The following is a 25,633-nucleotide window of genomic DNA, read 5'->3' on the forward strand; positions in this document are numbered from 1 at the left end:
GTTATTAGCCTTCGTCTTGTTTGTCATCAACCAACGGGCTGGCGTTGTGCTCAGCGTTGATCTCTTCCTGTGACAGCGGAGCAGGTTCTGCATCTGGCGTCACGAAGGTTTCGGTAGAGACCGCCAGCGGCTGACCCAGTTTGGTGACTGACAAGCTTTCGAGCTGTTCCACCAGTTTCACTTTGCCCGGCGCAAACAGGTTGATAACGGTTGAGCCCAGCTTAAAGCGACCCATCTCCTGACCTTTCAGCAGGGCTACAGAGCCTTCTACTTCACCAGCAGGCCATGTCCAGCGTTTGATCACGCCTTCACGTGGCGGGGTGATGGTGCCTGCCCAGACGGTTTCAATGCTACCCACGATGGTTGCCCCCACCAGAATCTGCGCCATTGGGCCAAATTCAGTATCAAACAGGCAGATGACGCGTTCGTTACGGGCAAACAGGTTTGGTACGTTTTGCGCGGTCAGATGGTTCACAGAGAACAGATCGCCCGGGACGTATATCATTTCACGCAGGATACCGTTGCACGGCATGTGCACGCGGTGATAGTCGCGCGGTGACAGATACGTGGTGGCAAAAGTACCGTTGCGGAACAGGTCTGCCATCAGGTAGTTACCCGCCAGCAAGGCTTCCAGGCTGTAGTTATGGCCTTTCGCCTGCAGGATTTTGTCGTCTTCGATGTTACCTAACTGGCTAATCACGCCATCTGCAGGCATCACCAGCACGTTAGGATCGGTATCAACCGGACGAACCTCGTCGCGCAGTGGGCGCACGAAGAATTCGTTGAAGGTGCGATAGCTGGCGGTATCCGGCTTCTGCGCCTCTTTCATGTCGACCTTGTAATATTTTACGAAAAGGTCGATGACCAGTTTGGTCAGCCAGCCTGCTCGTTTGCTTGCGCCCCAGCCCGCCAGGCGAGTGAGCCACAGTTTTGGCAGAATGTATTGAAGCGAAAGTTTAAATGCGTTTAACAAGGTAGCCTCCAGGCCATTGTTTTGTCGTTCCTGATCCGGTGGCAAAGCACCGGAACCTGAAAAATGGGGGACGATTTTAGCGATGCTTAGCTTAGTTGTCAGTTATCAGAATCAGAAAAGTTTTTACGCGTTTTTACTTGATCCATGCTCTCAAGAATACGGTGGTAATTCTCGAAGCGAGTCTCCGCGATTTCACCGTTCTCGACCGCTTCACGGATAGCGCAACCCGGGTCGTTATCGTGTTTACAGTCGCGGTATTTGCAAGCGCCTAAATAATCATGGAATTCGACAAATCCGTTGAAGATTTGTTCCGGCTCGAGATGCCATAAACCGAATTCACGCACCCCCGGAGAGTCGATCACATCACCACCATGTGGGAAGTGATACAGGCGCGATGCGGTGGTGGTGTGCTGGCCCAGGCCCGAGACATCAGACACATCGTTGGTGAGGATCTCCTGCTGGAGACCAAGCAGGTTGTTCAGCAGGCTCGATTTACCCACGCCGGACTGACCCGCAAAGATGCTGATACGATCGGTGAGCGCCTCTTCCAGCGGTTTCAGGCCATCTTTGGTGTAGCTGGAGACCATCAGAACGCGGTATCCAATTTTGCGATAGATATCCATCTGTTCATTGACGAACGCCATCCCTTCGTCATCCAGCAGATCGATTTTGTTCAGCACGATAATCGGTTCAACCTGCAGCGTTTCGCAGGCGACGAGGTATCGGTCGATAATATTGAGTGAAAGTTCGGGCAAAATCGCCGAGACGATAACGATTTGGTTAATGTTGGCGGCAATCGGTTTCACGCCGTCGTAGAAATCAGGACGGGTTAACACAGACGTGCGCTCATGAACCGCTTCAACGATACCTTTTACCGTAACACCTTCCGCCGCCTCTTTACCTGGACGCCAGACGACGCGGTCACCGGTCACCAGAGAACGAATGGTCCGGCGGATGTTGCAGCGGTGGATCTCGCCATCGGCGGATTCCACATCGGCATGCATACCGAAACGGCTGATGACTACGCCTTCCGTTGGTTCGCCAAACAGGTTGTCGTCGTAATCGACCTTCTCCGAAGTGGTTTTAAGACGGCGCTGGTGATTGGCATTCACACGGCGCTGCTGCCCTTTGGAGAGTTTATTTTTACTCAATCGCGCTGGCTCCTGGTCGCCCGTAAGGGGCAAAACCTCTATGATACACTCTAATTAATACTAGTTAACCTGCTACTGCCGGTTATGCGAGAAGGGTGGAAAATAACATGAGCGCGGATGAAAACAACCTGATTTGGATCGATCTTGAAATGACCGGGCTGGATCCCGAGCGCGATCGCATCATTGAGATTGCAACCCTGGTGACCGATGCCAACCTGAATATTCTGGCGGAAGGGCCGACGATTGCGGTTCATCAATCTGATGAACAGCTTGCATTGATGGATGACTGGAACGTGCGTACCCATACCGGCAGCGGTCTGGTGGATCGCGTGAAGGCCAGTACTCAGGGCGACCGTGAGGCGGAGCTGGCGACGCTTGAATTCCTGAAACAGTGGGTTCCGGCAGGCAAATCGCCAATCTGTGGTAATAGCATCGGCCAGGATCGCCGCTTTCTGTTTAAGTACATGCCGGAGCTCGAGTCTTACTTCCACTACCGCTATCTGGATGTGAGCACCCTGAAAGAGCTGGCTCGTCGCTGGAAACCTGAAATCCTGGATGGCTTTAAAAAACAGGGGACGCACCAGGCAATGGACGATATTCGTGAGTCTGTTGCAGAGCTGGCGTACTACCGCGAAAACTTCATTAAGCTGTGATTTTGAGATCCGGCGCCTTGCGTGGCCGGGTTTTTGCCGTTAAATTGTGCAGCTTGCCGATTAAATAAGCATTTGAACTGAATTTCAAAAAAATCGCTTTCAGGGGGGTTGCAGCTAAAAGGATTTCTCGTATAATGCGCCTCCCGTAACGACAGAGAATTACACGTTACGACAGCAACAAAAGCAGTACAGATTTGCGGGAATAGCTCAGTTGGTAGAGCACGACCTTGCCAAGGTCGGGGTCGCGAGTTCGAGTCTCGTTTCCCGCTCCAAAATTTGAAAGTGCTTTTAAAGCATGCACCACCCAAGCGGGAATAGCTCAGTTGGTAGAGCACGACCTTGCCAAGGTCGGGGTCGCGAGTTCGAGTCTCGTTTCCCGCTCCAAAATTTGAAAGTGCTTCCACAGCACGGACCACCCAAGCGGGAATAGCTCAGTTGGTAGAGCACGACCTTGCCAAGGTCGGGGTCGCGAGTTCGAGTCTCGTTTCCCGCTCCAAATTCTTCTTCATCTCTAAATTATCCACAGCGAAAAGATTCGTTGGGGACGATTTTCGTTGCATCTGAAATACTCTTGTAAACAGAGTTATCCACAGAAACTACGTTTAACCGGAATCGGCTAAAAACTTAGCAGGGTGAATAGTATTCATGTAGTCTATTGTATTATATGAATAAAATTTGATTTCAAAATGTTATTGAGATCACTTGACCTCTTCTCCAGTCCCGATGCTGCTTGAGTTTGTATTTTTATACACAGGCTGTGAATATATTATGCGTCGCGCGTAAGCCCTTTCTCAATCACTCTCACCAGACGTTGTTTCTTCGGTAATTGCACCTCGACTACGCAGGCATTTCGCTTCTCAATTTGCTGTGCAACCGCCCATTCTATGTGTTCATCGAGAAGTGGGTGCTCACCTCTGCGGCTTTCGAGCGCCTGAATATTGGCTTCATCCCAGGGCGCATTACCCAGAGCAACGGCAACATTACGTAGCCAGCGTAGATGTCCGATACGACGAATGGCAGACCCTTCGGTCACTTTCAGGAACCAGGCTTCGCTCCAGGCGAACAGCTCAATGAGTTGCGGTGCGTGCAGCGCCTTACGCGGGCTGAAGTCTTCTTCATCCGTAAGTTGTGAATAGCGGTTCCATGGGCAGATCAACTGACAGTCATCGCAGCCATAGATTCGGTTGCCGATAAGTGGCCGGAACTCCTCAGGGATTGCACCTTCCAGTTCGATAGTGAGGTAGGAGATGCAGCGGCGAGCATCAACAGTATAGGGTTCAACGATCGCGCCGGTGGGGCAGATAGTCATACAGGCCACGCAGCGGCCACAGCCTTCCTCCACTGGGCCGTCTACCGGCAAGGGTAAATCAATCAGCAGTTCCCCGAGGAAGAAGAACGATCCGGCGTCGCGGCTAAGGATAAGTGAGTGCTTACCTGTCCAGCCAAGCCCGGCTTTTTCAGCGATCGGGCGCTCAAGAATAGGCGCAGAATCGACAAAGGGTCTAAAATTCAGCGAAACACAGTGCTGCTGAATAGTTTCCCCGAGTTTTTTTAAACGGTTACGCAGAAGCTTATGATAATCACGTCCCAGGGCGTACCGGCTGACGTAACCCAGCGAGGGGTTTTTTAGCGTGCGCGCAAAAGCCGCGTTGGCGGGCAGGTAGTTCATGCGCACACTGATGACACGTAATGTGCCCGGCAAAAGCTCGTGTGGACGGGCGCGCATCATGCCATGACGCGCCATCCACTCCATTTCGCCGTGGTATTGTTTGTCCAGCCAGGCCTGTAGTTTCGGCTCGCTGGCGGAGAGGTCGGTATCGGTAATGCCTACCTTCTGGAAGCCAAGCTCAGCACCCCACTGTTTAATTTTTTGCGCTAACTGATTGAGATCGAGGGGCTGTGACATGACGGACCATACAGTGAAGAAAAACCCCGCAAGTATACCACATTCCATCTGGCATGCGGACGACCTCCGGCGCGCCGAAAAAGAGGCAGCAGACAGCCTCGGTATCACCCTATATGAACTCATGCAGCGCGCAGGCGAAGCCGCATTTAACGTTGCCCACAATGCATACCCGCAATCCAGACACTGGCTGGTTTTGTGCGGGCACGGCAATAACGGCGGTGATGGCTATGTCGTCGCCCGTCTTGCCAGTGCTGCGGGTATCCGCGTCACGTTGCTGGCGCTGGAGAGTGCTAAACCGCTGCCGGAGGAGGCCAGCACGGCACGAGATGCCTGGCTGAACGCAGGAGGTGTGATTCATGCGCCTGATATCCTCTGGCCGGAGGATATAGATCTGATTATTGATGGTCTGCTCGGGACCGGTCTACGCAGTGCGCCGCGTGAGAACATTGCCGCGCTGATTACACATGCCAATTGCCATTCCGCGCCGGTGGTGGCGCTTGATATTCCTTCAGGCCTGATGGCCCAAACTGGCGCGACGCCGGGGGCGGTGATTCAGGCTGCGCATACGGTAACATTCATCGCCCTGAAACCGGGTTTACTGACTGGCAAAGCGCGGGATGTGGTTGGTGTGTTGCACCACAATGCGCTGGGGCTGGACAGTTGGCTAGCCGGTCAGGAAACGCACCTTTCGCGCTTTGATGCTTCGCAGCTTGCAGAGTGGCTGCTCCCGAGACGTCCCACATCCCATAAAGGCGATCATGGCAAACTGGTGATTGTAGGGGGGGACTACGGTACGGCGGGGGCTATCCGCATGGCGGGTGAAGCGGCATTGCGAAGCGGTGCTGGTCTGGTACGAGTCCTCACGCGCATTGAGAATATTGCGCCGATCATTACTGCCAGGCCCGAGTTGATGGTGCATGAGCTTACGCTCCCGATGCTCGAGGAAAGCCTCGAGTGGGCAGATGTGGTCGTTATCGGCCCCGGGCTTGGGCAGCAGGCATGGGGTAAACAGGCCCTGCAAAAGGTCGAGAATTTTCGTAAACCGATGCTGTGGGATGCTGACGCGCTGAACCTTCTGGCAATCAACCCGGATAAGCGTCACAATCGCATTCTGACGCCACACCCCGGCGAAGCCGCGCGTCTGCTTAATTGCAGCGTGGCAGAAATTGAAAGCGATCGCTTACTTTCTGCACGACGTCTGGTAAAACGTTACGGAGGTGTTGCCGTCTTGAAAGGGGCAGGAACCGTCGTCGCCAGTGACGAGACGCTGGGTATTATTGATGCCGGAAATGCGGGCATGGCGAGTGGCGGAATGGGTGATGTGCTTTCAGGCATCATTGGCGCATTGCTTGGACAGAAACTTCCCCTTTATGATGCAGCCTGTGCGGGCTGCGTGGCTCACGGTGCAGCGGCAGATCAACTGGCTGCACGTTACGGTACACGCGGTATGCTGGCCACCGATCTTTTTTGCACGCTGCGGCGTGTTGTTAACCCGGATGTGATTGACGTAGAAAATGACTAATCGAGCGATTCCTTTACCTGATGAACAAGCCACTTTAGATCTCGGCAAGCGCGTGGCGCAGGCCTGTCAGGGGGCAACCGTCATTTATCTGTATGGTGATTTAGGTGCGGGTAAAACCACCTTCAGCCGGGGCTTTTTACAGGCGTTAGGGCATAGCGGGAATGTGAAAAGCCCAACCTACACGCTGGTAGAACCGTACACCCTTGAAAATCTCATGGTGTACCACTTCGATTTATACCGCCTTGCGGATCCTGAGGAGCTGGAATTTATGGGGATCCGTGATTATTTTGCCAATGATGCCATCTGCCTGGTGGAGTGGCCGCAACAAGGTGCGGGTGTGTTGCCTGACCCGGATGTCGAAATTCACTTAGATTACCAGGCACAAGGGCGTGAGGCACGCATCAGTGCGGTTTCCTCATCAGGGTGTTCCTTACTGGCTCGTTTAGCCGGTTAAGCTTAGGGATAACGGGATGATTAATCGCGTTAAAAGTTGGTTGTTGGCTGCCACCGTGCTGCTGTGCGCGCAGGCCGGGGCGGCAAACCTCTCAGATATTCAGGTATCGAATGGCGAAAGCCAGGCCCGGATCACGTTCAGTTTTATGGGCGATCCTGAATATGCTTTTTCACAGCCAGACAGCCACAGCGTGGCGCTGGATATCAAACAAACGGGTGTGATCCAGGGCTTACCTTTGCAGTTCAGCGGTAACAACCTGGTGAAAAGTATCCGCTCGGGAACGCCAAAAGATAGTCAGTCATTGCGCCTGGTGGTCGATCTGACCGAAAAGGGGAAAACGCGGGCGGTGAAGCAGCAAAACGGCGCAAATTATACGGTGGTGTTTACCATCAACGCTGACGCGCCTCCACCACCGCCGCCTCCGCCAGTAGTGGCAAAACGCGTCGAAGAACCGGTTTACACGCCGCGTCCTTCTGAACCTGCACGCAATCCGTTTAAATCGGACAGCGACCGCATTACCAGCGTCACCAGCAGTAATACCGTCACGCGTCCTGCGGCCAGCACACGGCGCGCGGTTAGCGGTGATAAGGTGATTATCGCGATTGATGCTGGGCATGGTGGTCAGGATCCCGGCGCGATTGGTCCTGGTGGCACGCGGGAGAAAAACGTCACGATTGCGGTTGCCCGGAAGCTGCGAACGCTGTTAAACGATGATCCGATGTTCAAAGGCGTGCTGACTCGCGACGGCGACTATTTTATCTCTGTAATGGGTCGCTCAGATGTGGCGCGTAAACAAAATGCCAACTTCCTGGTCTCCATTCATGCGGATGCAGCGCCAAACCGTAGCGCGACTGGCGCATCGGTATGGGTGCTTTCGAACCGCAGGGCGAACAGCGAAATGGCAAACTGGCTGGAAGAGCACGAGAAACAGTCTGAACTGTTAGGCGGTGCGGGTGATGTACTGGCAAACAGCCAGTCTGACCCATATCTCAGCCAGGCAGTACTGGATTTACAGTTCGGTCATTCCCAGCGCGTCGGTTATGATGTCGCCACTAACGTATTGAATCAATTGCAGGGCATCGGAGCATTGCATAAGCGTCGTCCGGAGCATGCGAGCCTGGGGGTTCTGCGTTCGCCGGATATTCCATCCATTCTGGTGGAGACAGGCTTTATCAGCAATAACAGTGAAGAGCGCCTGCTGGGCAGCGACAGCTACCAGCAGCAACTTGCCGAAGCCATTTATAACGGTTTGCGTAAATATTTTGAGGCACATCCTCTGCAGTCCGCGCCACAGGGCGGGGCAGCTCAGACGGCCAGTGCCGCGCAGCCTGGCGAGATAACTGCGACCAACTAAGGAGTATTCATGCCGATTCAGGTTCTACCGCCGCAGCTTGCGAACCAAATCGCCGCCGGTGAGGTGGTAGAACGCCCTGCGTCGGTGGTGAAGGAGCTGGTGGAAAACAGCCTCGATGCGGGCGCGACCCGCATTGATATTGATATTGAACGCGGTGGCGCGAAGCTTATCCGCATTCGTGACAACGGCTGTGGCATTAAAAAAGACGAGCTGGCGTTAGCGCTGGCTCGTCACGCTACCAGTAAAATTGCTTCTCTGGATGATCTGGAAGCCATCATTAGCCTCGGCTTTCGCGGTGAAGCGCTGGCCAGTATCAGTTCGGTTTCCCGTTTGACGCTGACCTCTCGCACGGCTGACCAGCCAGAAGCCTGGCAGGCCTATGCGGAAGGGCGCGATATGGATGTGACGGTCAAACCCGCGGCGCACCCTGTCGGTACGACGCTGGAAGTCCTGGATCTGTTCTACAACACTCCCGCCCGACGCAAATTTATGCGTACCGAAAAAACCGAGTTCGGCCATATCGACGAAATCATCCGCCGTATCGCGCTGGCCCGTTTCGATGTCACCATTAACCTCAGTCATAATGGCAAAGTGATGCGCCAGTACAGAGCGGTGGCCGAAGGGGGGCAGAAAGAGCGTCGACTGGGAACTATCTGCGGGACACCGTTTCTGGAACAGGCGCTGGCCATTGAGTGGCAGCATGGCGATTTGGCTTTACGTGGCTGGGTGGCTGACCCAAACGCCAGCAGCGCGGCGTTCGCGGAGATCCAGTATTGCTACGTGAACGGCCGCATGATGCGGGACCGTCTCATTAATCACGCCATTCGTCAGGCCTGCGAAGACAAACTTGGAGCCGACCAACAACCTGCTTTCGTGCTGTATCTGGAGATCGACCCGCATCAGGTCGACGTGAATGTCCATCCAGCCAAGCATGAAGTCCGGTTCCACCAGTCACGACTGGTACATGATTTTATCTATCAGGGCGTGCTGAGCGTATTGCAACAGCAGGTTGAACCGGTGTTGCCACTGGCAAATGAAGAACCTGCCCCTCGTTCGCTCCCGGAAAACCGTGTTGCTGCGGGCCGGAACCATTTTGCCGAACCCGCTGCGGTACGCGAGCCGGAAGCGCCGCGTTTCTCATCAGCAGGGAGCACTCCACGCCCAACGGGAGCAAACTACCCGAACGCCCAGCCTGGCTATCAAAAGCAGCAGGGGGCGTTGTATCGAAAATTGCTGGAAACCCCAGCCGCGGAGCGTAAAGAACACATCCCGGTCGCGTCGTCTTCCCTGGACGGTCATAGCCAGAGCTTTGGCCGGGTGTTGACGATTGTCGTACCGGATATGGCTCTGCTTGAGCGCGACGGCAAATTGATGCTTCTGGCATTGCCCGTAGCCGAACGCTGGCTCAAACAGGTGCAGCTCACGCCGGGAGAACATTCGGCCTGTGCGCAGCCACTATTGATCCCGGTTCGCCTGAAGATATCCACTGAAGAAACAAGGATATTGCAGCGTGCAGAGGCACAACTGGCGCAGATGGGCATTGAAATTGTGCTGGAACCACAACATGTGACAATTCGTGCCGTGCCTTTACCCTTACGCCAACAAAATTTACAAAACTTGATTCCTGAACTGATAGGCTACCTGGCGCAGCAAACATCGTTTGATGCCGCCAACACCGCGCAGTGGATCGCCCGTCATCTGGCAAGCGAACACACGCCGTGGAGTATGGCGCAGGCCATTAGCGTGCTGGCAGAGGTTGAACGTCTTTGTCCGCAGCTGGTGAAAACGCCGCCAGGGGGTCTATTACAACCTGTTGATTTACAAACGGCGATGAACGCCCTGAAACATGATTGACGTAAGCAAGGCGAGCCTGCCTAAGGCGATTTTTTTGATGGGCCCAACGGCCTCCGGCAAAACGGCACTGGCCATTGAGTTGCGTAAAGTTTTGCCCGTAGAGTTGATTAGCGTTGATTCCGCCCTCATCTATCGGGGGATGGACATCGGCACGGCGAAGCCTGACGCAGAAGAGTTGCGTGCGGCACCGCACCGTTTGCTGGATATTCTCGACCCTGCTCAGGCTTACTCCGCAGCGGATTTCCGCCGGGATGCCTTAGCTGAGATGGCCGAGATAACAGCGGCGGGACGTATACCGCTGTTGGTTGGCGGAACCATGCTCTATTTCAAGGCGTTGCTGGAGGGGCTATCACCTCTGCCATCAGCGGATCCAGAAGTAAGAGCGAAAATTGAGCAGCAGGCGGCAGAGCAGGGCTGGGACGTTTTGCACAAGCAACTGGCAGAGATTGATCCGGTTGCCGCAGCACGGATCCATCCAAATGATCCGCAAAGGCTTTCCCGGGCACTGGAAGTTTTTTTCATTTCGGGTAAAACTTTAACGGAACTGACGCAAACGTCAGGAGAGGCTCTGCCGTACCAGGTGCATCAGTTCGCCATCGCCCCGGCGAGCCGTGAACTGCTCCATCAGCGAATTGAGCAGCGTTTTCATCAGATGTTAGCTTCAGATTTTGAAGCAGAAGTGCGGGCGCTATTTGCCCGTGGAGATTTGCATACGGATATGCCTTCCATTCGTTGTGTGGGATACCGCCAGATGTGGTCGTATCTTGAAGGTGAGATTTCATACGATGAAATGGTTTATCGAGGTGTTTGCGCCACGAGACAGTTAGCGAAGCGCCAGATCACCTGGTTGCGCGGTTGGGAGGGTGTTCACTGGCTAGACAGTGAAAAACCGCAACAGGCGTTAAACGAAGTGATTGAGGTTGTTGGTGATATCGCTCACTGAATGTGTACAATTGAGACGTATCGTGCGCAATTTTTCAGAATCGCAAGGTTCTAAGTACAAAACAAGCATATAAGGAAAAGATAGAATGGCTAAGGGGCAATCTTTACAAGATCCGTTCCTGAACGCATTGCGTCGGGAACGTGTTCCAGTTTCTATTTATTTGGTGAATGGTATTAAGCTGCAAGGTCAGATTGAGTCTTTCGATCAGTTCGTGATCCTGTTGAAAAACACGGTCAGTCAGATGGTCTACAAGCACGCGATTTCTACTGTTGTTCCGTCTCGTCCGGTATCTCATCACAGCAATAACGCTGGCGGCGGCACTGGCAGTAACTACCATCACGGCAGCAACGCGCAGGGTTCTTCAACGCCAGCGCAGGACAGCGACGAGACCGAATAAGGTCTCTGCTGTTATCCACACGGGGAGCCAGGGATCCTGCGTTCCCCGCTGATCTTTTTAGAGAGGTTTACGCTTGTTTGACCGTTATGATGCCGGTGAGCAGGCGGTGCTGGTACACATCTATTTTTCGCAAGACAAAGATATGGAAGATCTCCAGGAGTTTGAATCTCTGGTCTCTTCCGCCGGTGTCGAAGCAATGCAGGTGATTACCGGTAGCCGTAAAGCGCCGCACCCAAAGTATTTTGTTGGTGAAGGTAAAGCAGTTGAAATTGCGGATGCCGTAAAAGCAACTGGCGCTTCAGTTGTGTTGTTTGATCATGCGCTGTCTCCGGCCCAGGAACGTAACCTGGAAGCGCTTTGCGAATGCCGTGTTATCGATCGCACGGGTTTGATTTTAGATATTTTTGCTCAACGTGCGCGTACCCATGAAGGTAAGTTGCAGGTTGAGCTGGCGCAGTTGCGCCATCTGGCAACGCGGCTTGTGCGTGGCTGGACCCACCTTGAGAGACAGAAAGGCGGGATTGGTTTACGCGGTCCGGGTGAAACCCAGCTCGAAACCGACCGTCGTTTGCTGCGTGGCCGTATTACCCAGATCCTCTCACGTCTGGAACGCGTTGAGAAACAGCGTGAGCAAGGTCGTCGTGCGCGCTCAAAAGCCGACATCCCAACGGTGTCGCTGGTGGGGTATACCAACGCCGGTAAATCCACCCTGTTTAACCAGATTACTGAGGCCCAGGTTTATGCCGCAGACCAGTTGTTTGCGACCCTGGACCCAACGTTACGTCGTATTGACGTCGCCGATGTGGGTGAAACAGTGCTGGCGGATACCGTAGGGTTTATCCGTCATCTGCCGCATGACCTGGTGGCGGCGTTTAAAGCCACCCTGCAGGAGACGCGACAGGCGACCCTGCTGGTGCACGTGATTGATGCGGCCGATGTTCGTGTACAGGAGAACATCGACGCGGTAAACGTGGTGCTCGAAGAGATTGATGCCCACGAGATCCCAACGCTGTTGGTGATGAACAAGATCGATATGCTGGAGGATTTCGAGCCGCGCATTGATCGAGATGAAGAGAACAAACCGATTCGGGTCTGGCTTTCTGCCCAGTCCGGTATTGGTGTGCCACTGCTTTTCCAGGCTTTGACAGAACGTCTTTCCGGTGAGGTAGCTCAGCACACGCTGCGATTGCCGCCACAGGAAGGCAGGCTGCGCAGCCGGTTTTATCAGCTTCAGGCGATAGAAAAAGAGTGGATGGAGGATGACGGCAGCGTGGGGATGCAGGTGCGTATGCCGATCGTTGACTGGCGTCGCCTCTGTAAACAAGAACCTGCGCTGGTCGACTATATCGTCTGATCAGAAAGGGGATGCCTGAATAATTCGCCCTTGCATAACAAATATGGAGCATATACATGGCGTGGAATCAGCCCGGTAACAACGGACAAGACCGCGACCCGTGGGGAAGCAGCAATAATCAAGGCGGCAACTCTGGGGGAAATGGCAACAAAGGTGGTCGCGAGCAGGGGCCGCCGGATCTGGATGATATCTTCCGCAAGCTGAGCAAAAAGCTTGGTGGCCTTGGCGGAGGTAAAGGTTCTGGTTCGGGTGGAAATTCTACCCAGGGGCCGCGCCCGCAAATGGGTGGCCGCGTGGTGGGCATTGTTGCCGCTGCGGCGGTGATCATCTGGGCTGCCACCGGGTTCTACACCATTAAAGAAGCGGAACGCGGTGTCGTCACCCGTTTCGGTAAGTTCAGTCATCTGGTGGAGCCAGGTCTTAACTGGAAACCGACCTTCATTGACGACGTTACCGCGGTAAACGTGGAATCTGTCCGTGAACTGGCGGCGTCTGGTGTGATGCTGACGTCTGATGAGAACGTGGTGCGCGTTGAGATGAACGTGCAGTACCGCGTAACCGATCCTGAACGTTATCTGTTTAGCGTGACCAGCGCCGATGACAGCCTGCGTCAGGCAACCGACAGCGCCCTGCGTGGTGTTATCGGTAAATACACCATGGATCGCATCCTGACCGAAGGTCGTACCGTTATTCGTAGCGATACCCAGCGTGAGCTGGAAGAGACCATTCGCCCGTACAACATGGGTATTACCCTTCTGGACGTCAACTTCCAGGCTGCTCGTCCGCCGGAAGAGGTGAAAGCGGCGTTTGATGACGCGATTGCTGCCCGTGAAAACGAACAGCAGTACATCCGTGAAGCGGAAGCGTACACCAACGAAGTTCAGCCACGTGCTAACGGCCAGGCGCAGCGTATTCTTGAAGAAGCTCGCGCATATAAAACCCAGACCATCCTGGAAGCACAGGGTGAAGTGGCGCGTTTCGCGAAAATTCTGCCGGAATATAAAGCGGCTCCGGAAATTACCCGTGAACGTCTCTATATCGAGACCATGGAAAAAGTGCTGAGCCACACGCGTAAAGTGCTGGTTAACGACAACAAAGGCGGAAACCTGATGGTACTGCCACTGGACCAGATGCTGAAAGGCGGTTCGGCTCCGGCGGCGAAAGCTGACACCAGCGGTTCCAACAACCTGCTGCGTCTGCCACCTGCGTCGTCCAGTAGCTCAAGCGCAACAACCACGCCTTCTTCGAACGATGGTGACATCATGGACCAACGCCGTGCTAACGCGCAGCGTAACGACTACCAGCGTCAGGGGGAATAAGGATGCGTAAGTCAGTTATTGCGATCATCATCATCGTACTGGTCGTGCTTTACACCTCTATTTTCGTTGTGAAAGAGGGTGAACGAGGGATCAAATTCCAGTTCAGCAGCGTCGTCCGTGATAGCGACAAGCGTCCGGTGATCTATGAGCCGGGCCTGCACTTCAAAGTGCCTTTCATTCAGTCGGTGAAAACGCTTGATGCCCGTATCCAGACCATGGATAACCAGGCCGATCGTTTCGTGACCAAAGAGAAGAAAGACCTGATCGTTGATTCCTATATTAAATGGCGCATCAGTGATTTCAGCCGTTACTTCCTGGCGACAGGCGGTGGCGATGTTTCTCAGGCAGAAGTGCTGTTGAAACGTAAGTTCTCTGACCGTCTGCGTTCTGAGATTGGACGTCTGGATGTGAAAGATATCGTGACCGATTCCCGCGGCCGTCTGACACTGGAAGTACGTGATGCGCTGAACTCTGGTACCGCAGGAACAGAAGACGAAGTCTCAACACCGGCAGCTGATGATGCGATTGCTAAAGCGGCGGAACGTGTTCAGGCTGAAACCAACGGCAAAGTGCCGGTGATCAACCCGAACAGTATGGCGGCACTCGGTATTGAAGTGGTTGACGTGCGTATTAAGCAGATCAACCTGCCAGCGGAAGTGTCCGAGGCGATCTACAACCGTATGCGCGCTGAGCGTGAAGCGGTCGCCCGTCGTCACCGTTCACAGGGCCAGGAAGAGGCTGAGAAGCTGCGCGCTGCAGCGGACTACGAAGTCACCAAGACACTGGCGGAATCTGAGCGTCAGGGACGTATTCTGCGCGGTGAAGGTGATGCAGAAGCTGCGAAGCTGTTTGCAGATGCCTTCAGCCAGGATCCGGACTTCTATGCCTTTATCCGTAGCCTGCGAGCTTACGAGAATAGCTTCCAGAGCAACCAGGATGTGATGGTCCTCAGCCCGGACAGCGATTTCTTCCGTTATATGAAGACGCCGACCAACGCGACGCGATAAACTCAAGCTCGTTTGAGTATTCAAACCACCGCTCTTCACGGAGCGGTGGTTTTCTTTTATAAGGAATAAAAATGAATTCAACCATTTGGCTCGCGCTGGCGCTGGTGTTAGTGCTGGAAGGTCTTGGCCCTATGCTTTATCCGCGCGCATGGCGTCGTATGATTGCGACGATGAGCCAGCTCCCGGATAATATTTTGCGTCGTTTTGGCGGCGGTCTTGTGGTTGCTGGCATCGTGATCTACTACATGTTGAAGAAAACGATTGGCTGATCAAAAAGTGGTCGGATTTGGCGTATTTTGAGGTCAAAAAGTGCTGTATATCTGAAAAAGCGATGGTAGAATCCATTTTTAAGCAAACGGTGATTTTGAAAAAAATGGGTAACAACGTCGTCGTACTGGGCACCCAATGGGGTGACGAAGGTAAAGGGAAGATTGTTGATCTTCTGACTGAACGGGCTAAATATGTTGTACGCTACCAGGGCGGTCACAACGCAGGCCATACTCTCGTAATCAACGGTGAAAAAACCGTCCTCCATCTTATTCCATCAGGCATTCTTCGTGATAACGTCACCAGCATCATCGGTAACGGCGTTGTGCTGTCTCCGGCTGCGCTGATGAAAGAGATGAAAGGTCTGGAAGACCGTGGTATCCCTGTTCGTGAGCGTCTGCTGCTCTCCGAAGCCTGCCCGCTGATCCTGGATTATCACGTGGCACTGGACGTTGCGCGTGAAAAAGCGCGTGGCGCAAAAGCGATCGGTACCACCGGTCGTGGTATCGGCCCGGCTTACGAAGACAAAGTAGCTCGTCGCGGTCTGCGCGTGGGTGACCTCTTCGACAAAGCAACCTTCGCTGAAAAACTGAAAGAAGTGATGGAATATCACAACTTCCAGCTGGTGAACTTCTATAAAGCGGATGCCGTTGACTACCAGAAAGTACTGGATGACGTCATGGCGATTGCTGACATCCTGACCGGTATGGTTGTTGATGTATCTGATCTGCTGGACCAGGCGCGCAAGCGTGGCGATTTCGTCATGTTTGAAGGTGCGCAGGGTACGCTGCTGGACATCGACCACGGTACCTATCCGTACGTGACCTCTTCTAACACCACCGCAGGTGGCGTGGCAACCGGCTCTGGCCTGGGCCCGCGTTATGTGGATTACGTTCTGGGTATCATCAAAGCTTACTCCACTCGCGTGGGTGCGGGTCCATTCCCGACCGAGCTGTTTGATGAAACCGGCGAGTTCCTGTGCAAGCAAGGTAACGAGTTTGGCGCGACCACCGGTCGTCGTCGTCGTACCGGCTGGCTGGATGCGGTTGCAGTGCGTCGCGCAGTGCAGATCAACTCCCTGTCTGGCTTCTGCCTGACCAAGCTGGACGTACTGGACGGCCTGAAAGAAGTGAAAATCTGCGTAGGCTACCGTATGCCAGATGGCCGCGAAGTGACCACCACTCCGCTGGCGGCTGACGACTGGGAAGGCATCGAGCCAATCTACGAAACCATGCCAGGCTGGTCTGAGACCACTTTCGGCGTGAAAGAACGTAGTGGCCTGCCACAGGCGGCGCTGGATTACATCAAGCGTATTGAAGAACTGACCGAAGTGCCGATCGATATTATTTCTACCGGCCCGGATCGTACTGAAACGATGATCCTGCGCGACCCGTTCGACGCATAATCTTCGTGACTGCTGGCCTGCGGGGTGACCCGTAGGCCGGATAAGCGTACCGCCATCCGGCGACCGCTCCTTGATCTCCGCTTTTTAGCCCCGTCTGTCAAATAAATTAGCCGCTAACTATCTGGCTGGTTTATCATCATTAATGAATCACTTTGCGGTCTATCCGCGTTTTCCTTTTTTCCTGAGGTTGATGTGCAGTTAACAAGTTTCACCGATTACGGCTTACGCGCGCTGATCTACATGGCGTCGTTACCCGATGGGAAAATGACCAGTATCTCTGAAGTAACAGAGGTCTACGGCGTGTCTCGTAATCATATGGTCAAAATAATCAATCAACTTAGTCGTGCCGGATATGTTGCTGCCGTTCGCGGGAAGAATGGGGGGATCCGTCTCGGTAAACCGGCGCAGAGTATTCGTGTTGGCGATGTGGTACGTGAGTTGGAGCCATTGTCTCTGGTGAACTGCAGCAGCGAGTTCTGCCACATTACGCCCGCTTGCCGTCTGAAAAAGGCGCTTTCTAAGGCCGTGCAAAGTTTTCTCAAGGAACTGGATAACTACACGCTGGCCGATTTGGTTGAAGAGAATCAACCGCTTTATAAATTATTGCTGGTGGAATGAAGAAAATTTCCACCGGAGCTGACAACGGAGGAACCGACATGTCACAAGATCCATTCCAGGAACGCGAAGCCGAAAAATACGCGAACCCTATCCCCAGCCGCGAGTTCATCATTGAACACTTAACAAAACGCGAAAAACCCGCCAATCGTGAAGAACTTGCTGTTGAATTAAATATTGAAGGTGAAGAGCAAATTGAAGCCCTTCGCCGTCGCCTGCGCGCCATGGAGCGTGACGGGCAACTGGTCTTTACCCGCCGTCAGTGCTATGCGCTGCCAGAACGTCTTGATCTGCTGAAAGGAACCGTTATTGGTCACCGCGACGGCTATGGCTTCCTGCGCGTGGAAGGCCGTAAAGACGATCTGTACCTTTCATCTGAACAGATGAAAATGTGTATCCACGGTGACCAGATCCTGGCGCAGCCGCTGGGCGCTGACCGTAAAGGTCGCCGCGAAGCTCGCGTGGTGCGTGTGCTGGTGCCAAAAACCAGCCAGATTGTTGGCCGCTACTTTACCGACGCTGGCGTCGGCTTTGTGGTGCCGGACGATAGCCGTCTGAGTTTTGATATCCTGATCCCACCTGAAGAGGTTATGGGCGCGCGCATGGGCTTTGTGGTGGTGGTTGAGCTCACCCAGCGTCCTACCCGTCGCACTAAAGCGGTCGGGAAAATCGTGGAAGTACTGGGCGATAACATGGGCACCGGCATGGCTGTTGATATGGCGCTGCGTACCCATGAGATCCCGTACATCTGGCCGAAAGCGGTTGAAGAACAAATTGAAGGCCTTCGTGAAGAAGTGCCTGAAGAGTCTAAAGCTGGCCGCGTGGATCTGCGCGATCTGCCGCTGGTGACGATTGATGGCGAAGATGCCCGCGACTTCGATGATGCCGTGTACTGCGAGAAAAAACGCGGTGGCGGCTGGCGTCTGTGGGTTGCCATCGCGGATGTGAGCTACTATGTTCGCCCGCATACCCCGCTGGATAACGAAGCGCGCAACCGCGGTACCTCGGTTTACTTCCCGTCACAGGTCGTGCCGATGCTGCCGGAAGTGCTCTCTAACGGTCTGTGCTCCCTGAACCCGCAAGTTGACCGCCTCTGTATGGTTTGTGAGATGACCATCTCCACCAAAGGGCGCTTAACAGGTTACAAATTCTACGAAGCAGTCATGAGCTCACATGCGCGCCTGACCTATACCAAAGTCTGGCATATGCTGCAGGGCGACCAGGATCTGCGCGAACAATATGCGCCGCTGGTGAAACACATTGAAGAGCTGCATAACCTCTACAAAACGCTGGATCAGGCGCGCGAAGAGCGCGGCGGGATCTCCTTTGAGAGCGAAGAGGCGAAGTTTATCTTCAACGCGGAACGTCGCATTGAACGTATCGAACAGACCCAGCGTAACGACGCGCACAAGCTGATCGAAGAGTGTATGATCCTGGCGAACATCTCGGCGGCACGTTTTGTTGAGAAAGCTAAAGAACCTGCGCTGTTCCGTATTCACGATAAACCGTCGACGGAAGCCATTACCGCGTTCCGTTCAGTACTGGCTGAACTGGGTCTGGAGCTGCCAGGTGGTAACAAGCCCGAGCCGCGTGATTATGCCGAGCTGCTGGAATCCATTGGCGACCGTCCGGATGCAGAAATGCTGCAGACCATGCTGTTGCGCTCCATGAAACAGGCGATTTACGATCCGGAAAACCGTGGGCACTTCGGTCTGGCGTTGCAGTCCTACGCGCACTTTACGTCGCCAATTCGTCGTTACCCGGACCTTTCCCTGCACCGTGCAATCAAATATTTGCTGGCGCAGGAGCAGGGTCATAAAGGGAAGACGACTGAAACCGGTGGCTATCACTATTCGATGGAAGAGATGCTGCAACTGGGTCAGCATTGTTCCATGACCGAACGCCGCGCGGATGAAGCGACCCGTGAAGTTTCTGACTGGCTGAAGTGCGACTTTATGCTGGATCAGGTCGGTAACGTTTTCAAAGGTGTGATTGCCAGCGTGACCGGTTTTGGTTTCTTTGTTCGTCTCGATGAGCTGTTTATCGACGGCCTGGTGCATGTCTCCAGCCTGGATAACGACTACTACCGTTTTGACCAGGTCGGGCAGCGCCTCATTGGCGAATCCGGCGGTCAGACCTATCGTCTGGGAGATCGCGTGGAAGTGAAGGTTGAAGCGGTCAATATGGACGAGCGCAAGATCGACTTCAGCCTGATCTCCAGCGAGCGTGGCCCACGTAATGTGGGTAAAACGGCGCGTGAGAAGGCGAAAAAAGGTGGCAACGGTAACGCCAGCGGCAAACGTCGTCAGGCGGGTAAGAAAGTGAACTTCGAGCCAGATAGCGCCTTCCGTGGCGAGAAGAAAAAGAAACCGAAGGCAGCGAAGAAAGAAGCTCGCTCAGCGAAAAAGCCTTCTGCTAAGACCCAGAAAATTGCCGCCGCCACCAAAGCGAAGCGCGCGGCTAAGAAAAAGCAGGCGGAGTAATTCCGCCCCTTACCCTGACCCTCTCCCCTCGGGGAGAGGGAAAAGTATCGTCATAATGAGAACCATCAATGAGTGAAATGATTTACGGCATCCACGCGGTGCAAGCCCTGCTGGAGCGCGCACCGGAGCGTTTTCAGGAAGTGTTCATTCTGAAAGGGCGTGAAGACAAGCGTCTGATGCCGCTGATCCACGCCCTGGAAGCACAGGGTGTGGTGATCCAGCTGGCGAATCGCCAGTTCCTGGATGAGAAAAGTGAAGGCGCGGTTCACCAGGGGATCATTGCCCGTGTGAAGCCGGGTCGTCAGTATCAGGAAAACGATCTGCCGGATCTGATTGCCGAGCTGGATAACCCATTTTTCCTGATCCTCGATGGCGTTACCGATCCGCACAACCTCGGTGCATGTCTGCGTAGTGCTGATGCTGCCGGTGTACATGCGGTCATCGTGCCAAAAGATCGCTCTGCACAGCTGAACGCCACAGCCAAAAAAGTGGCCTGCGGCGCGGCAGAGAACGTTCCGTTGATCCGTGTTACCAACCTGGCGCGCACTATGCGTCTGCTGCAGGAAGAGAATATCTGGATTGTCGGTACCGCCGGTGAAGCCGATCATACCCTCTATCAGAGCAAAATGACTGGCCGTCTGGCGCTGGTGATGGGGGCAGAAGGTGAAGGTATGCGTCGTCTGACGCGCGAGCACTGCGATGAGCTCATCAGCATTCCGATGGCAGGTAGCGTGTCGTCTCTGAACGTTTCTGTTGCGACGGGTATCTGCCTGTTTGAAGCGGTGCGTCAGCGGGGCTAGCCTTTTGTGCCCGGTAAGCGAAACGCTACCGGGCATTAACCTCACTCCTCTAACGACCGCAAATGGTCATCCTTTCTGAGCGTCATCAGTGCCACAATACTCACCACTGCTGTCGTCATGACGTAGTACGCTGGAATATCCAGATTGCCTGTCTCTTTAATCAGCCCGGTAATAATCAACCCTGCGCAGCCTGAGAAAATCGCATTCGACAGAGAGTAAGCCAACCCAAGCCCGGTATAACGTACACGCGTTGGGAACATCTCTGAGAGCATTGCCGGGCCTGGCCCTGCCAGCATTCCCACCAGACCGCCTGCAATCAATACCACCAGCGCTTTCACTGCCAGCGTACTGGATTCGGCCTGTAGGATTTTCAGGAGTGGCAGAGCGAGGATCAGCAGCAGCGTGGTGGCGATAATCATCACCGTGCGGCGCCCGATCCGGTCGCTCAGGATCCCAGAGGGAATAATGGTGAGTGCAAAACCAATATTCGAAATCACCGCTATTAGTAACGCCTGGTTAAAGCCGGTGTGCAGCGCTGACTGCAGGTAGGTTGGCATAATCACCAGATAGGTATACCCCGCAGCTGACCAGACCATCACCCTGCCAATCCCCATTATGATAGCTCTGAGGGTCGCAGCGGTATCCGCCTGAGCGATGACCGGTTTGTCCTGCTGCTGCACAAAGCTGGGTGTCTCTTCCATGCTTACCCGAAGCCATAGTGCGACGACGCCCATGGGCAGCGCCAGGAAGAACGGAATGCGCCAGCCCCAGTCATGCAAAGCTTCAGGGGTGAGGAGGGCGGAGAGTAGCGCGACAATACCCGCGCCTGCCAGCAATCCCAGCGCCACGGTGAAGGATTGCCACGCGCCGTACAGACCGCGCTTGCCGCGCGGGGCAAACTCCGTCATCAGCGAGACCGCACCGCCGTACTCGCCGCCCGCGAACAGCCCCTGCAGGATGCGAAGCAGTGTAATAATAAGCGGTGCGGCAATCCCAATGCTGGCGTAGACCGGCACCACGCCGATAGCAGCGGTAGCGAGCGTCATCAATACCAGCACAATGATTAGCGTCGGCTTACGGCCAATCCTGTCACCGATGCGGCCAAACACCACCGCGCCCAGGGGACGGAAAAAGAAAGCGATGGCAAACGAGGCGTAGGTCAGGATCAGGCTGGTTAGCCCCGCTTCCCCCTCAAGCTGGAAGAAGTTTTTCGCAATTACGGTCGCCAGAAAACCGTAGACCGCAAACTCATACCACTCGATAAAGTTACCAATGGAGCCTGCAATTAATGCTCGCTTGTGCGCATCTGCTTGCATAACGATCCTCACTGAATGGGGTAAGAATAAATTATTCAACAAAAGAGAAGTGATGAAATAGTTTATTCTTATGTTCTGTGAGCTATTTCACGAATGATATCAGCAGGATCGCCACTGTGTGACTTCACTCCCATGCAGCGTGAACACGGTCTGTCCATACTTATCTTCATTGCCACTGAGCCACTGAAGGAGGGAGACAGCATGCACTGGCAGACCCATACCGTTTTTAATCAACCAGCCCCACTCTCAAACAGCAATCTTTTCCTCTCTGACTGCGCCCTGCGTGACGCGGTTTCCCGTGAGGGTGCCGAGTGGGATAGTGAGCTGCTCGCCAGTATCGGTCAGCAGTTAGGCACCGCAGAGTCACTGGAGCTGGGCAGGCTGGCGAACGTGAATCCACCTGAGCTATTACGCTATGATGCCAGCGGGGAACGGCTGGATGATGTCCGCTTTCATCCCGCATGGCACTTGCTGATGCAAGGACTCTGTGCCAACCGTGTACACAACCTGGCGTGGGAAGAGGAGGCGCGAAAGGGTTCCTTTGTTGCCAGAGCCGCACGGTTTGTTCTGCATGCGCAGGTTGAAGCCGGCACGCTTTGTCCCATAACCATGACCTTTGCTGCGACACCATTGCTACAGCAGACGCTCCCCAAAATATTTCATGACTGGCTGACGCCGCTACTCAGCGATCGTTACGATCCTCATCTTGCCCCAGGATCGCAAAAGCGTGGTCTGCTAATCGGTATGGGGATGACGGAAAAGCAGGGGGGATCCGACGTTCTCAGCAACACCACCAAAGCAGAAAAATGCAGTGATGGCAGCTACCGGCTGGTGGGGCACAAATGGTTTTTCTCGGTGCCTCAAAGCGATGCGCATCTGGTGCTGGCCCAGGCGAAAGGTGGGCTCTCCTGTTTCTTTGTTCCCCGTTTTTTGCCTGACGGACAACGCAATGCTGTACGTCTGGAGCGACTGAAAGACAAGCTCGGCAACCGATCCAATGCCAGCAGCGAGGTGGAGTTTCTCGATGCCTCCGGCTGGCTGCTCGGGGAAGAGGGCGAAGGTGTGCGGCAGATCCTGAGAATGGGCGGGCTGACGCGCTTTGACTGTGCACTGGGCAGCCACGGGCTGATGCGTCGGGCGTTGTCAGTGGCACTTTACCACGCCCATCAGCGGCAGACGTTCGGGAAAAACCTTATCGATCAACCCTTGATGCGCGATGTGCTGAGCCGTATGGCCCTGGTGCTGGAGGGGCAGACTGCACTGCTATTTCGTCTGGCGCGGGCGTGGGATAAACGGGCGGATCCGCAAGAAGCCGCCTGGGCTCGGTTATTCACCCCTGCGGCGAAATTTAGCGTGTGCAAAGCAGGTATTCCCTTTGTGGCAGAAGCAATGGAAGTCCTCGGCGGTATGGGCTACTGCGAGGAGAACGAACTGCCACGACTCTACCGCGAGATGCCGGTAAACAGCATCTGGGAAGGATCGGGCAATATTATGTGCCTGGATGTGTTGCGCGTACTGGCGAAGCAGCCCGGTATCTTCGACCTGCTGGCCGAAGATTTTGCGCAGGTGAAAGGGCAGGACAGACACTTCGATCGTAGCTGGCGGCAACTTCAGCAAAAACTGCGTAAACCTCAGGAGGCACAGGGACGGGAGATCGCGCAGCAGCTTTTCTTACTGGGTGCCGGGAGCCAAATGCTGCGGCACGCATCGCCACCCGTGGCGCAGGCGTGGTGCCGCATGATGCTTGATACCCGTGGTGGGACACTGATGAACGAGCAGGTGCAAAGTGACCTGCTGCTGCGTGCCACTGGCAGGGTTGGTTAGTTTTTAAGCTGGAACAAGCTCACCAGTTGGGTGAGGTGTGAACCCTTCTCGCGCAGCGTTTGTGCAGTTTGTTCGCTGCGTGAGACGCGATCGGCATTGATATGTGAAGCTTCGCCAATGTGGGTCATAGCAAGATTTACCTGACCGATTCCTGCGGATTGCTCGCGTGACGCGTGGTTAATCTCCATGACCAGCTGGCTGATGTTATCAATATGAAGGATGATGGAGTCCATCGCCAGACGCGTCTGTTCGGACAGGGCGTGTCCTTCACTCACTTTCCTGAGCGTGTCGCCAATCAGCTGTTCAATCTCCTTCACTGCGTTAGCGCTCCGGCCAGCCAGAGCGCGAACTTCCTGCGCGACCACCGCAAAACCTTTTCCGTGTTCACCTGCACGAGCCGCCTCTACTGCAGCATTGAGCGCCAGAATATTGGTCTGAAAAGCAATGGATTCAATCACGCGCGTGATGTCTTCGATGCGTTTTGACGCTTCTCGGATGTCATCCATGGTGGCGACCGCGTGAGTTACAGTCTCACCACCCTGATGTACCGCGAGCGAGGTTTCACTAACTAGTTGCTGTGTTTGCTCCATATTGGCCGCGTTTTGCTGTACGGTTGCGGCCAACTGCTCCATGCTGGCGGAGGTCTCTTCCACGCTGCTGGCCTGTTTGTTGATCTGCTCGGAAATCTCGCCGGTATCAGAGGCCAGTGCGTTTGTCCCCATATGGATTTCACCTGCAGCTTCGCGAACCTGCAGAACCATTTTTTGCAGTCCGCCACCGATACCATTGATGGCATCAATCAACTGACCAACCTCGTCCTGGCGTGTCACGGGAAGGCTGGAACGCAGATCGCCCGCAGCATACTGACGAGCCAGATGAATCACATTTCGCAGCGGTTGGGTTAGCATCCGACGAATAATCATCACAAACAGACCCGCGAAGAGTACAGACAACACCACGCCAGCCAGCAGGAAGCGGTCACGCAGAGTGGTCACGTTTGAGAGCAGCACGGATTTATCCACTTCACCGACGATGGTCCAGTTCCAGCCTGGTAGCGGGGTATAGGCCATTTTCAGCGTGTGACCGTCCTCGGTGACACGCTCCAGTGTGCCAGGTTTATCACTCAGCAGTTGTTGTTGTGTTGCACTGTCCCATGTCGGTAACTGACCCTCTTCGCTGGAGTGGAACAGATACTGACCGCGTGTTTTGCCGTTGCTGCGATCCAGCACAAAGAAGTGACCACTTTCACCCAGACGGCGGTTGAGGATTTTCTCACGCATGACATTCCAGGAGCGGGTGATGTCCACCCCGACAAAGACGATCGCAATGATCTGTCCTTCGGCGTTTTTAACGGGCTGGTACTGGGTGATGTAACGCTTGCCGAACAGTAGCGCCAGTCCACGGTAGACTTCGCCTTTGCTTACGGCAGCGAAGGCCGGGCTGGAGACATCCAGAATAGTACCGATTGCCCGCTCGCCATTCTCTTTGCGCAGGGAAGTGGCTACGCGAACAAAATCGTTACCACTGCGTACAAACAGCGTCGAAATGGCTCCCGTACGGTTCAGGAACTCGTCCGAAAGGGTGTTATTTTCATGCAGCCCGGTTTCTCCGCCTTTCAGAAGCGGAACGCTAAGCCCGTTAATCGTCTGGGGCCGGGAATGATCAATATTCAGAGGCTGCGGTAAAAAGGTGGAAAACAGGCTGGTATAACTCTCGACCTCTTCACTCAGGCTGGTGTTAAACATCTGCACCATATCGACCATGCCAGTGGACTGGTTATGCAGATCCTCGACAGCAAGCTCTTCAAGCTGCTGGCTGGCTTTTTGACTGAGCAGAAAAGTGAACAGCAGAAACAGTATGGCGACACTGACACCCGTAAGCAGTGACAGTTTCGTACCAAGACCTGCATGGCGAAAAGAATTGATCATAAATTGCTCATTATTGAAAAGGTATGGTTCTTCAACGGCAGAGCGGAGATTACATTTACCAGATTAATGTAACTAAATGTTAGTTAATTGTTTTTGATGTGTTTTTTG

At 54.3% G+C, this 25,633-nt stretch carries 21 protein-coding genes and 3 tRNA genes; 19 read left to right on the top strand and 5 right to left on the bottom strand.

Annotated elements, in window-relative coordinates:
* Window positions 1–4: 4 nt before the first annotated feature.
* Together asd and rsgA are read right to left on the bottom strand one after the other, a co-directional pair.
* Window positions 5–973 carry an archaetidylserine decarboxylase gene (asd, locus tag V6E55_RS12145; protein ID WP_129996852.1) on the bottom strand — a complete coding sequence of 323 codons (969 nt, stop codon included), beginning with the start codon at window positions 971–973 and terminating at the stop codon, window positions 5–7.
* Window positions 974–1,071: 98 nt separating this feature from the next.
* Window positions 1,072–2,124 (bottom strand): small ribosomal subunit biogenesis GTPase RsgA, encoded by a 1,053-nt coding sequence (gene rsgA, locus V6E55_RS12150; RefSeq protein WP_032666746.1) that lies wholly within the window; start codon window positions 2,122–2,124, stop codon window positions 1,072–1,074.
* A gap of 107 nt (window positions 2,125–2,231) precedes the next feature.
* On the opposite strand from rsgA, the gene orn reads away from it, so the two are divergent.
* From orn to V6E55_RS12170, 4 genes are all read left to right on the top strand, one after another.
* The gene (orn, locus tag V6E55_RS12155; protein ID WP_028016433.1) at window positions 2,232–2,777 is read left to right on the top strand and encodes an oligoribonuclease; all 546 of its coding nucleotides are present in this window, start codon (window positions 2,232–2,234) and stop codon (window positions 2,775–2,777) included.
* Window positions 2,778–2,973: 196 nt separating this feature from the next.
* Window positions 2,974–3,049 (top strand) — tRNA-Gly (locus V6E55_RS12160).
* A 36-nt stretch (window positions 3,050–3,085) separates the two neighbouring features.
* A tRNA-Gly gene (locus tag V6E55_RS12165) sits at window positions 3,086–3,161 on the top strand.
* A gap of 36 nt (window positions 3,162–3,197) precedes the next feature.
* Window positions 3,198–3,273: transfer RNA gene (locus tag V6E55_RS12170), tRNA-Gly, on the top strand.
* Window positions 3,274–3,543: 270 nt separating this feature from the next.
* Here the strand turns inward: V6E55_RS12170 and queG are convergent.
* Window positions 3,544–4,683, bottom strand: coding sequence for a tRNA epoxyqueuosine(34) reductase QueG (gene queG, locus V6E55_RS12175; protein WP_129996850.1), 1,140 nt, complete (start codon window positions 4,681–4,683; stop codon window positions 3,544–3,546).
* Between queG and nnr the strand changes: the two genes are divergently transcribed.
* The 14 genes from nnr to rlmB all read left to right on the top strand — a co-directional run bounded on the left by nnr (window position 4,682) and on the right by rlmB (window position 20,457).
* Complete coding sequence (gene nnr / locus V6E55_RS12180) at window positions 4,682–6,205, top strand: bifunctional ADP-dependent NAD(P)H-hydrate dehydratase/NAD(P)H-hydrate epimerase (RefSeq protein ID WP_316942907.1); 1,524 nt, start codon at window positions 4,682–4,684, stop codon at window positions 6,203–6,205. The genes queG and nnr overlap by 2 nt on opposite strands.
* Entirely contained in the window at window positions 6,198–6,659 is a 462-nt protein-coding gene (gene tsaE, locus V6E55_RS12185; protein WP_028016436.1) for a tRNA (adenosine(37)-N6)-threonylcarbamoyltransferase complex ATPase subunit type 1 TsaE, read from the top strand. The genes nnr and tsaE overlap by 8 nt, the downstream gene beginning before the upstream one ends.
* A gap of 16 nt (window positions 6,660–6,675) precedes the next feature.
* Window positions 6,676–8,013, top strand: coding sequence for an N-acetylmuramoyl-L-alanine amidase AmiB (amiB, locus tag V6E55_RS12190; protein WP_129996848.1), 1,338 nt, complete (start codon window positions 6,676–6,678; stop codon window positions 8,011–8,013).
* Window positions 8,014–8,022: 9 nt separating this feature from the next.
* A complete protein-coding gene (gene mutL / locus V6E55_RS12195; protein ID WP_316942908.1) occupies window positions 8,023–9,867 on the top strand; it encodes a DNA mismatch repair endonuclease MutL in 1,845 nt (614 codons plus the stop codon).
* The gene (miaA, locus tag V6E55_RS12200; protein WP_049005159.1) at window positions 9,860–10,810 is read left to right on the top strand and encodes a tRNA (adenosine(37)-N6)-dimethylallyltransferase MiaA; all 951 of its coding nucleotides are present in this window, start codon (window positions 9,860–9,862) and stop codon (window positions 10,808–10,810) included. The genes mutL and miaA overlap by 8 nt, the downstream gene beginning before the upstream one ends.
* An 85-nt stretch (window positions 10,811–10,895) precedes the next feature.
* Entirely contained in the window at window positions 10,896–11,207 is a 312-nt protein-coding gene (gene hfq / locus V6E55_RS12205; RefSeq protein WP_008502919.1) for an RNA chaperone Hfq, read from the top strand.
* A gap of 73 nt (window positions 11,208–11,280) precedes the next feature.
* The gene (gene hflX / locus V6E55_RS12210; protein ID WP_028016440.1) at window positions 11,281–12,561 is read left to right on the top strand and encodes a ribosome rescue GTPase HflX; all 1,281 of its coding nucleotides are present in this window, start codon (window positions 11,281–11,283) and stop codon (window positions 12,559–12,561) included.
* A 56-nt stretch (window positions 12,562–12,617) separates the two neighbouring features.
* Window positions 12,618–13,880 carry an FtsH protease activity modulator HflK gene (gene hflK / locus V6E55_RS12215; protein WP_028016441.1) on the top strand — a complete coding sequence of 421 codons (1,263 nt, stop codon included), beginning with the start codon at window positions 12,618–12,620 and terminating at the stop codon, window positions 13,878–13,880.
* A gap of 2 nt (window positions 13,881–13,882) precedes the next feature.
* Window positions 13,883–14,887: a protease modulator HflC gene (gene hflC, locus V6E55_RS12220; RefSeq protein ID WP_114979644.1), complete on the top strand. Its 1,005-nt coding sequence runs from the start codon at window positions 13,883–13,885 to the stop codon at window positions 14,885–14,887.
* Window positions 14,888–14,958: 71 nt separating this feature from the next.
* Window positions 14,959–15,156 carry a DUF2065 domain-containing protein gene (locus V6E55_RS12225; RefSeq protein ID WP_010427497.1) on the top strand — a complete coding sequence of 66 codons (198 nt, stop codon included), beginning with the start codon at window positions 14,959–14,961 and terminating at the stop codon, window positions 15,154–15,156.
* Between the two features lie 104 nt (window positions 15,157–15,260).
* On the top strand, window positions 15,261–16,559 hold the full coding sequence (locus V6E55_RS12230; RefSeq protein ID WP_024907332.1) for an adenylosuccinate synthase: 1,299 nt from the start codon (window positions 15,261–15,263) through the stop codon (window positions 16,557–16,559).
* 192 nt (window positions 16,560–16,751) lie between these two features.
* A complete protein-coding gene (gene nsrR / locus V6E55_RS12235; protein WP_023293453.1) occupies window positions 16,752–17,177 on the top strand; it encodes a nitric oxide-sensing transcriptional repressor NsrR in 426 nt (141 codons plus the stop codon).
* A gap of 38 nt (window positions 17,178–17,215) precedes the next feature.
* Window positions 17,216–19,657 carry a ribonuclease R gene (rnr, locus tag V6E55_RS12240; protein WP_114979643.1) on the top strand — a complete coding sequence of 814 codons (2,442 nt, stop codon included), beginning with the start codon at window positions 17,216–17,218 and terminating at the stop codon, window positions 19,655–19,657.
* 68 nt (window positions 19,658–19,725) lie between these two features.
* On the top strand, window positions 19,726–20,457 hold the full coding sequence (rlmB, locus tag V6E55_RS12245; protein ID WP_023334255.1) for a 23S rRNA (guanosine(2251)-2'-O)-methyltransferase RlmB: 732 nt from the start codon (window positions 19,726–19,728) through the stop codon (window positions 20,455–20,457).
* Between the two features lie 41 nt (window positions 20,458–20,498).
* Here rlmB and V6E55_RS12250 read toward each other — a convergent pair whose 3' ends face one another.
* Window positions 20,499–21,773: an MFS transporter gene (locus V6E55_RS12250; protein ID WP_129996845.1), complete on the bottom strand. Its 1,275-nt coding sequence runs from the start codon at window positions 21,771–21,773 to the stop codon at window positions 20,499–20,501.
* A gap of 201 nt (window positions 21,774–21,974) precedes the next feature.
* On the opposite strand from V6E55_RS12250, the gene V6E55_RS12255 reads away from it, so the two are divergent.
* The gene (locus tag V6E55_RS12255) at window positions 21,975–23,597 is read left to right on the top strand and encodes an isovaleryl-CoA dehydrogenase (protein WP_114979670.1); all 1,623 of its coding nucleotides are present in this window, start codon (window positions 21,975–21,977) and stop codon (window positions 23,595–23,597) included.
* Here the strand turns inward: V6E55_RS12255 and V6E55_RS12260 are convergent.
* On the bottom strand, window positions 23,594–25,525 hold the full coding sequence (locus V6E55_RS12260) for a methyl-accepting chemotaxis protein (protein WP_316942911.1): 1,932 nt from the start codon (window positions 25,523–25,525) through the stop codon (window positions 23,594–23,596). The genes V6E55_RS12255 and V6E55_RS12260 overlap by 4 nt on opposite strands.
* Between the last annotated feature and the right edge of the window lie 108 nt (window positions 25,526–25,633).

Source organism: Enterobacter sp. 342 (assembly GCF_036663495.1).
Taxonomy (GTDB): Bacteria; Pseudomonadota; Gammaproteobacteria; order Enterobacterales; family Enterobacteriaceae; genus Enterobacter.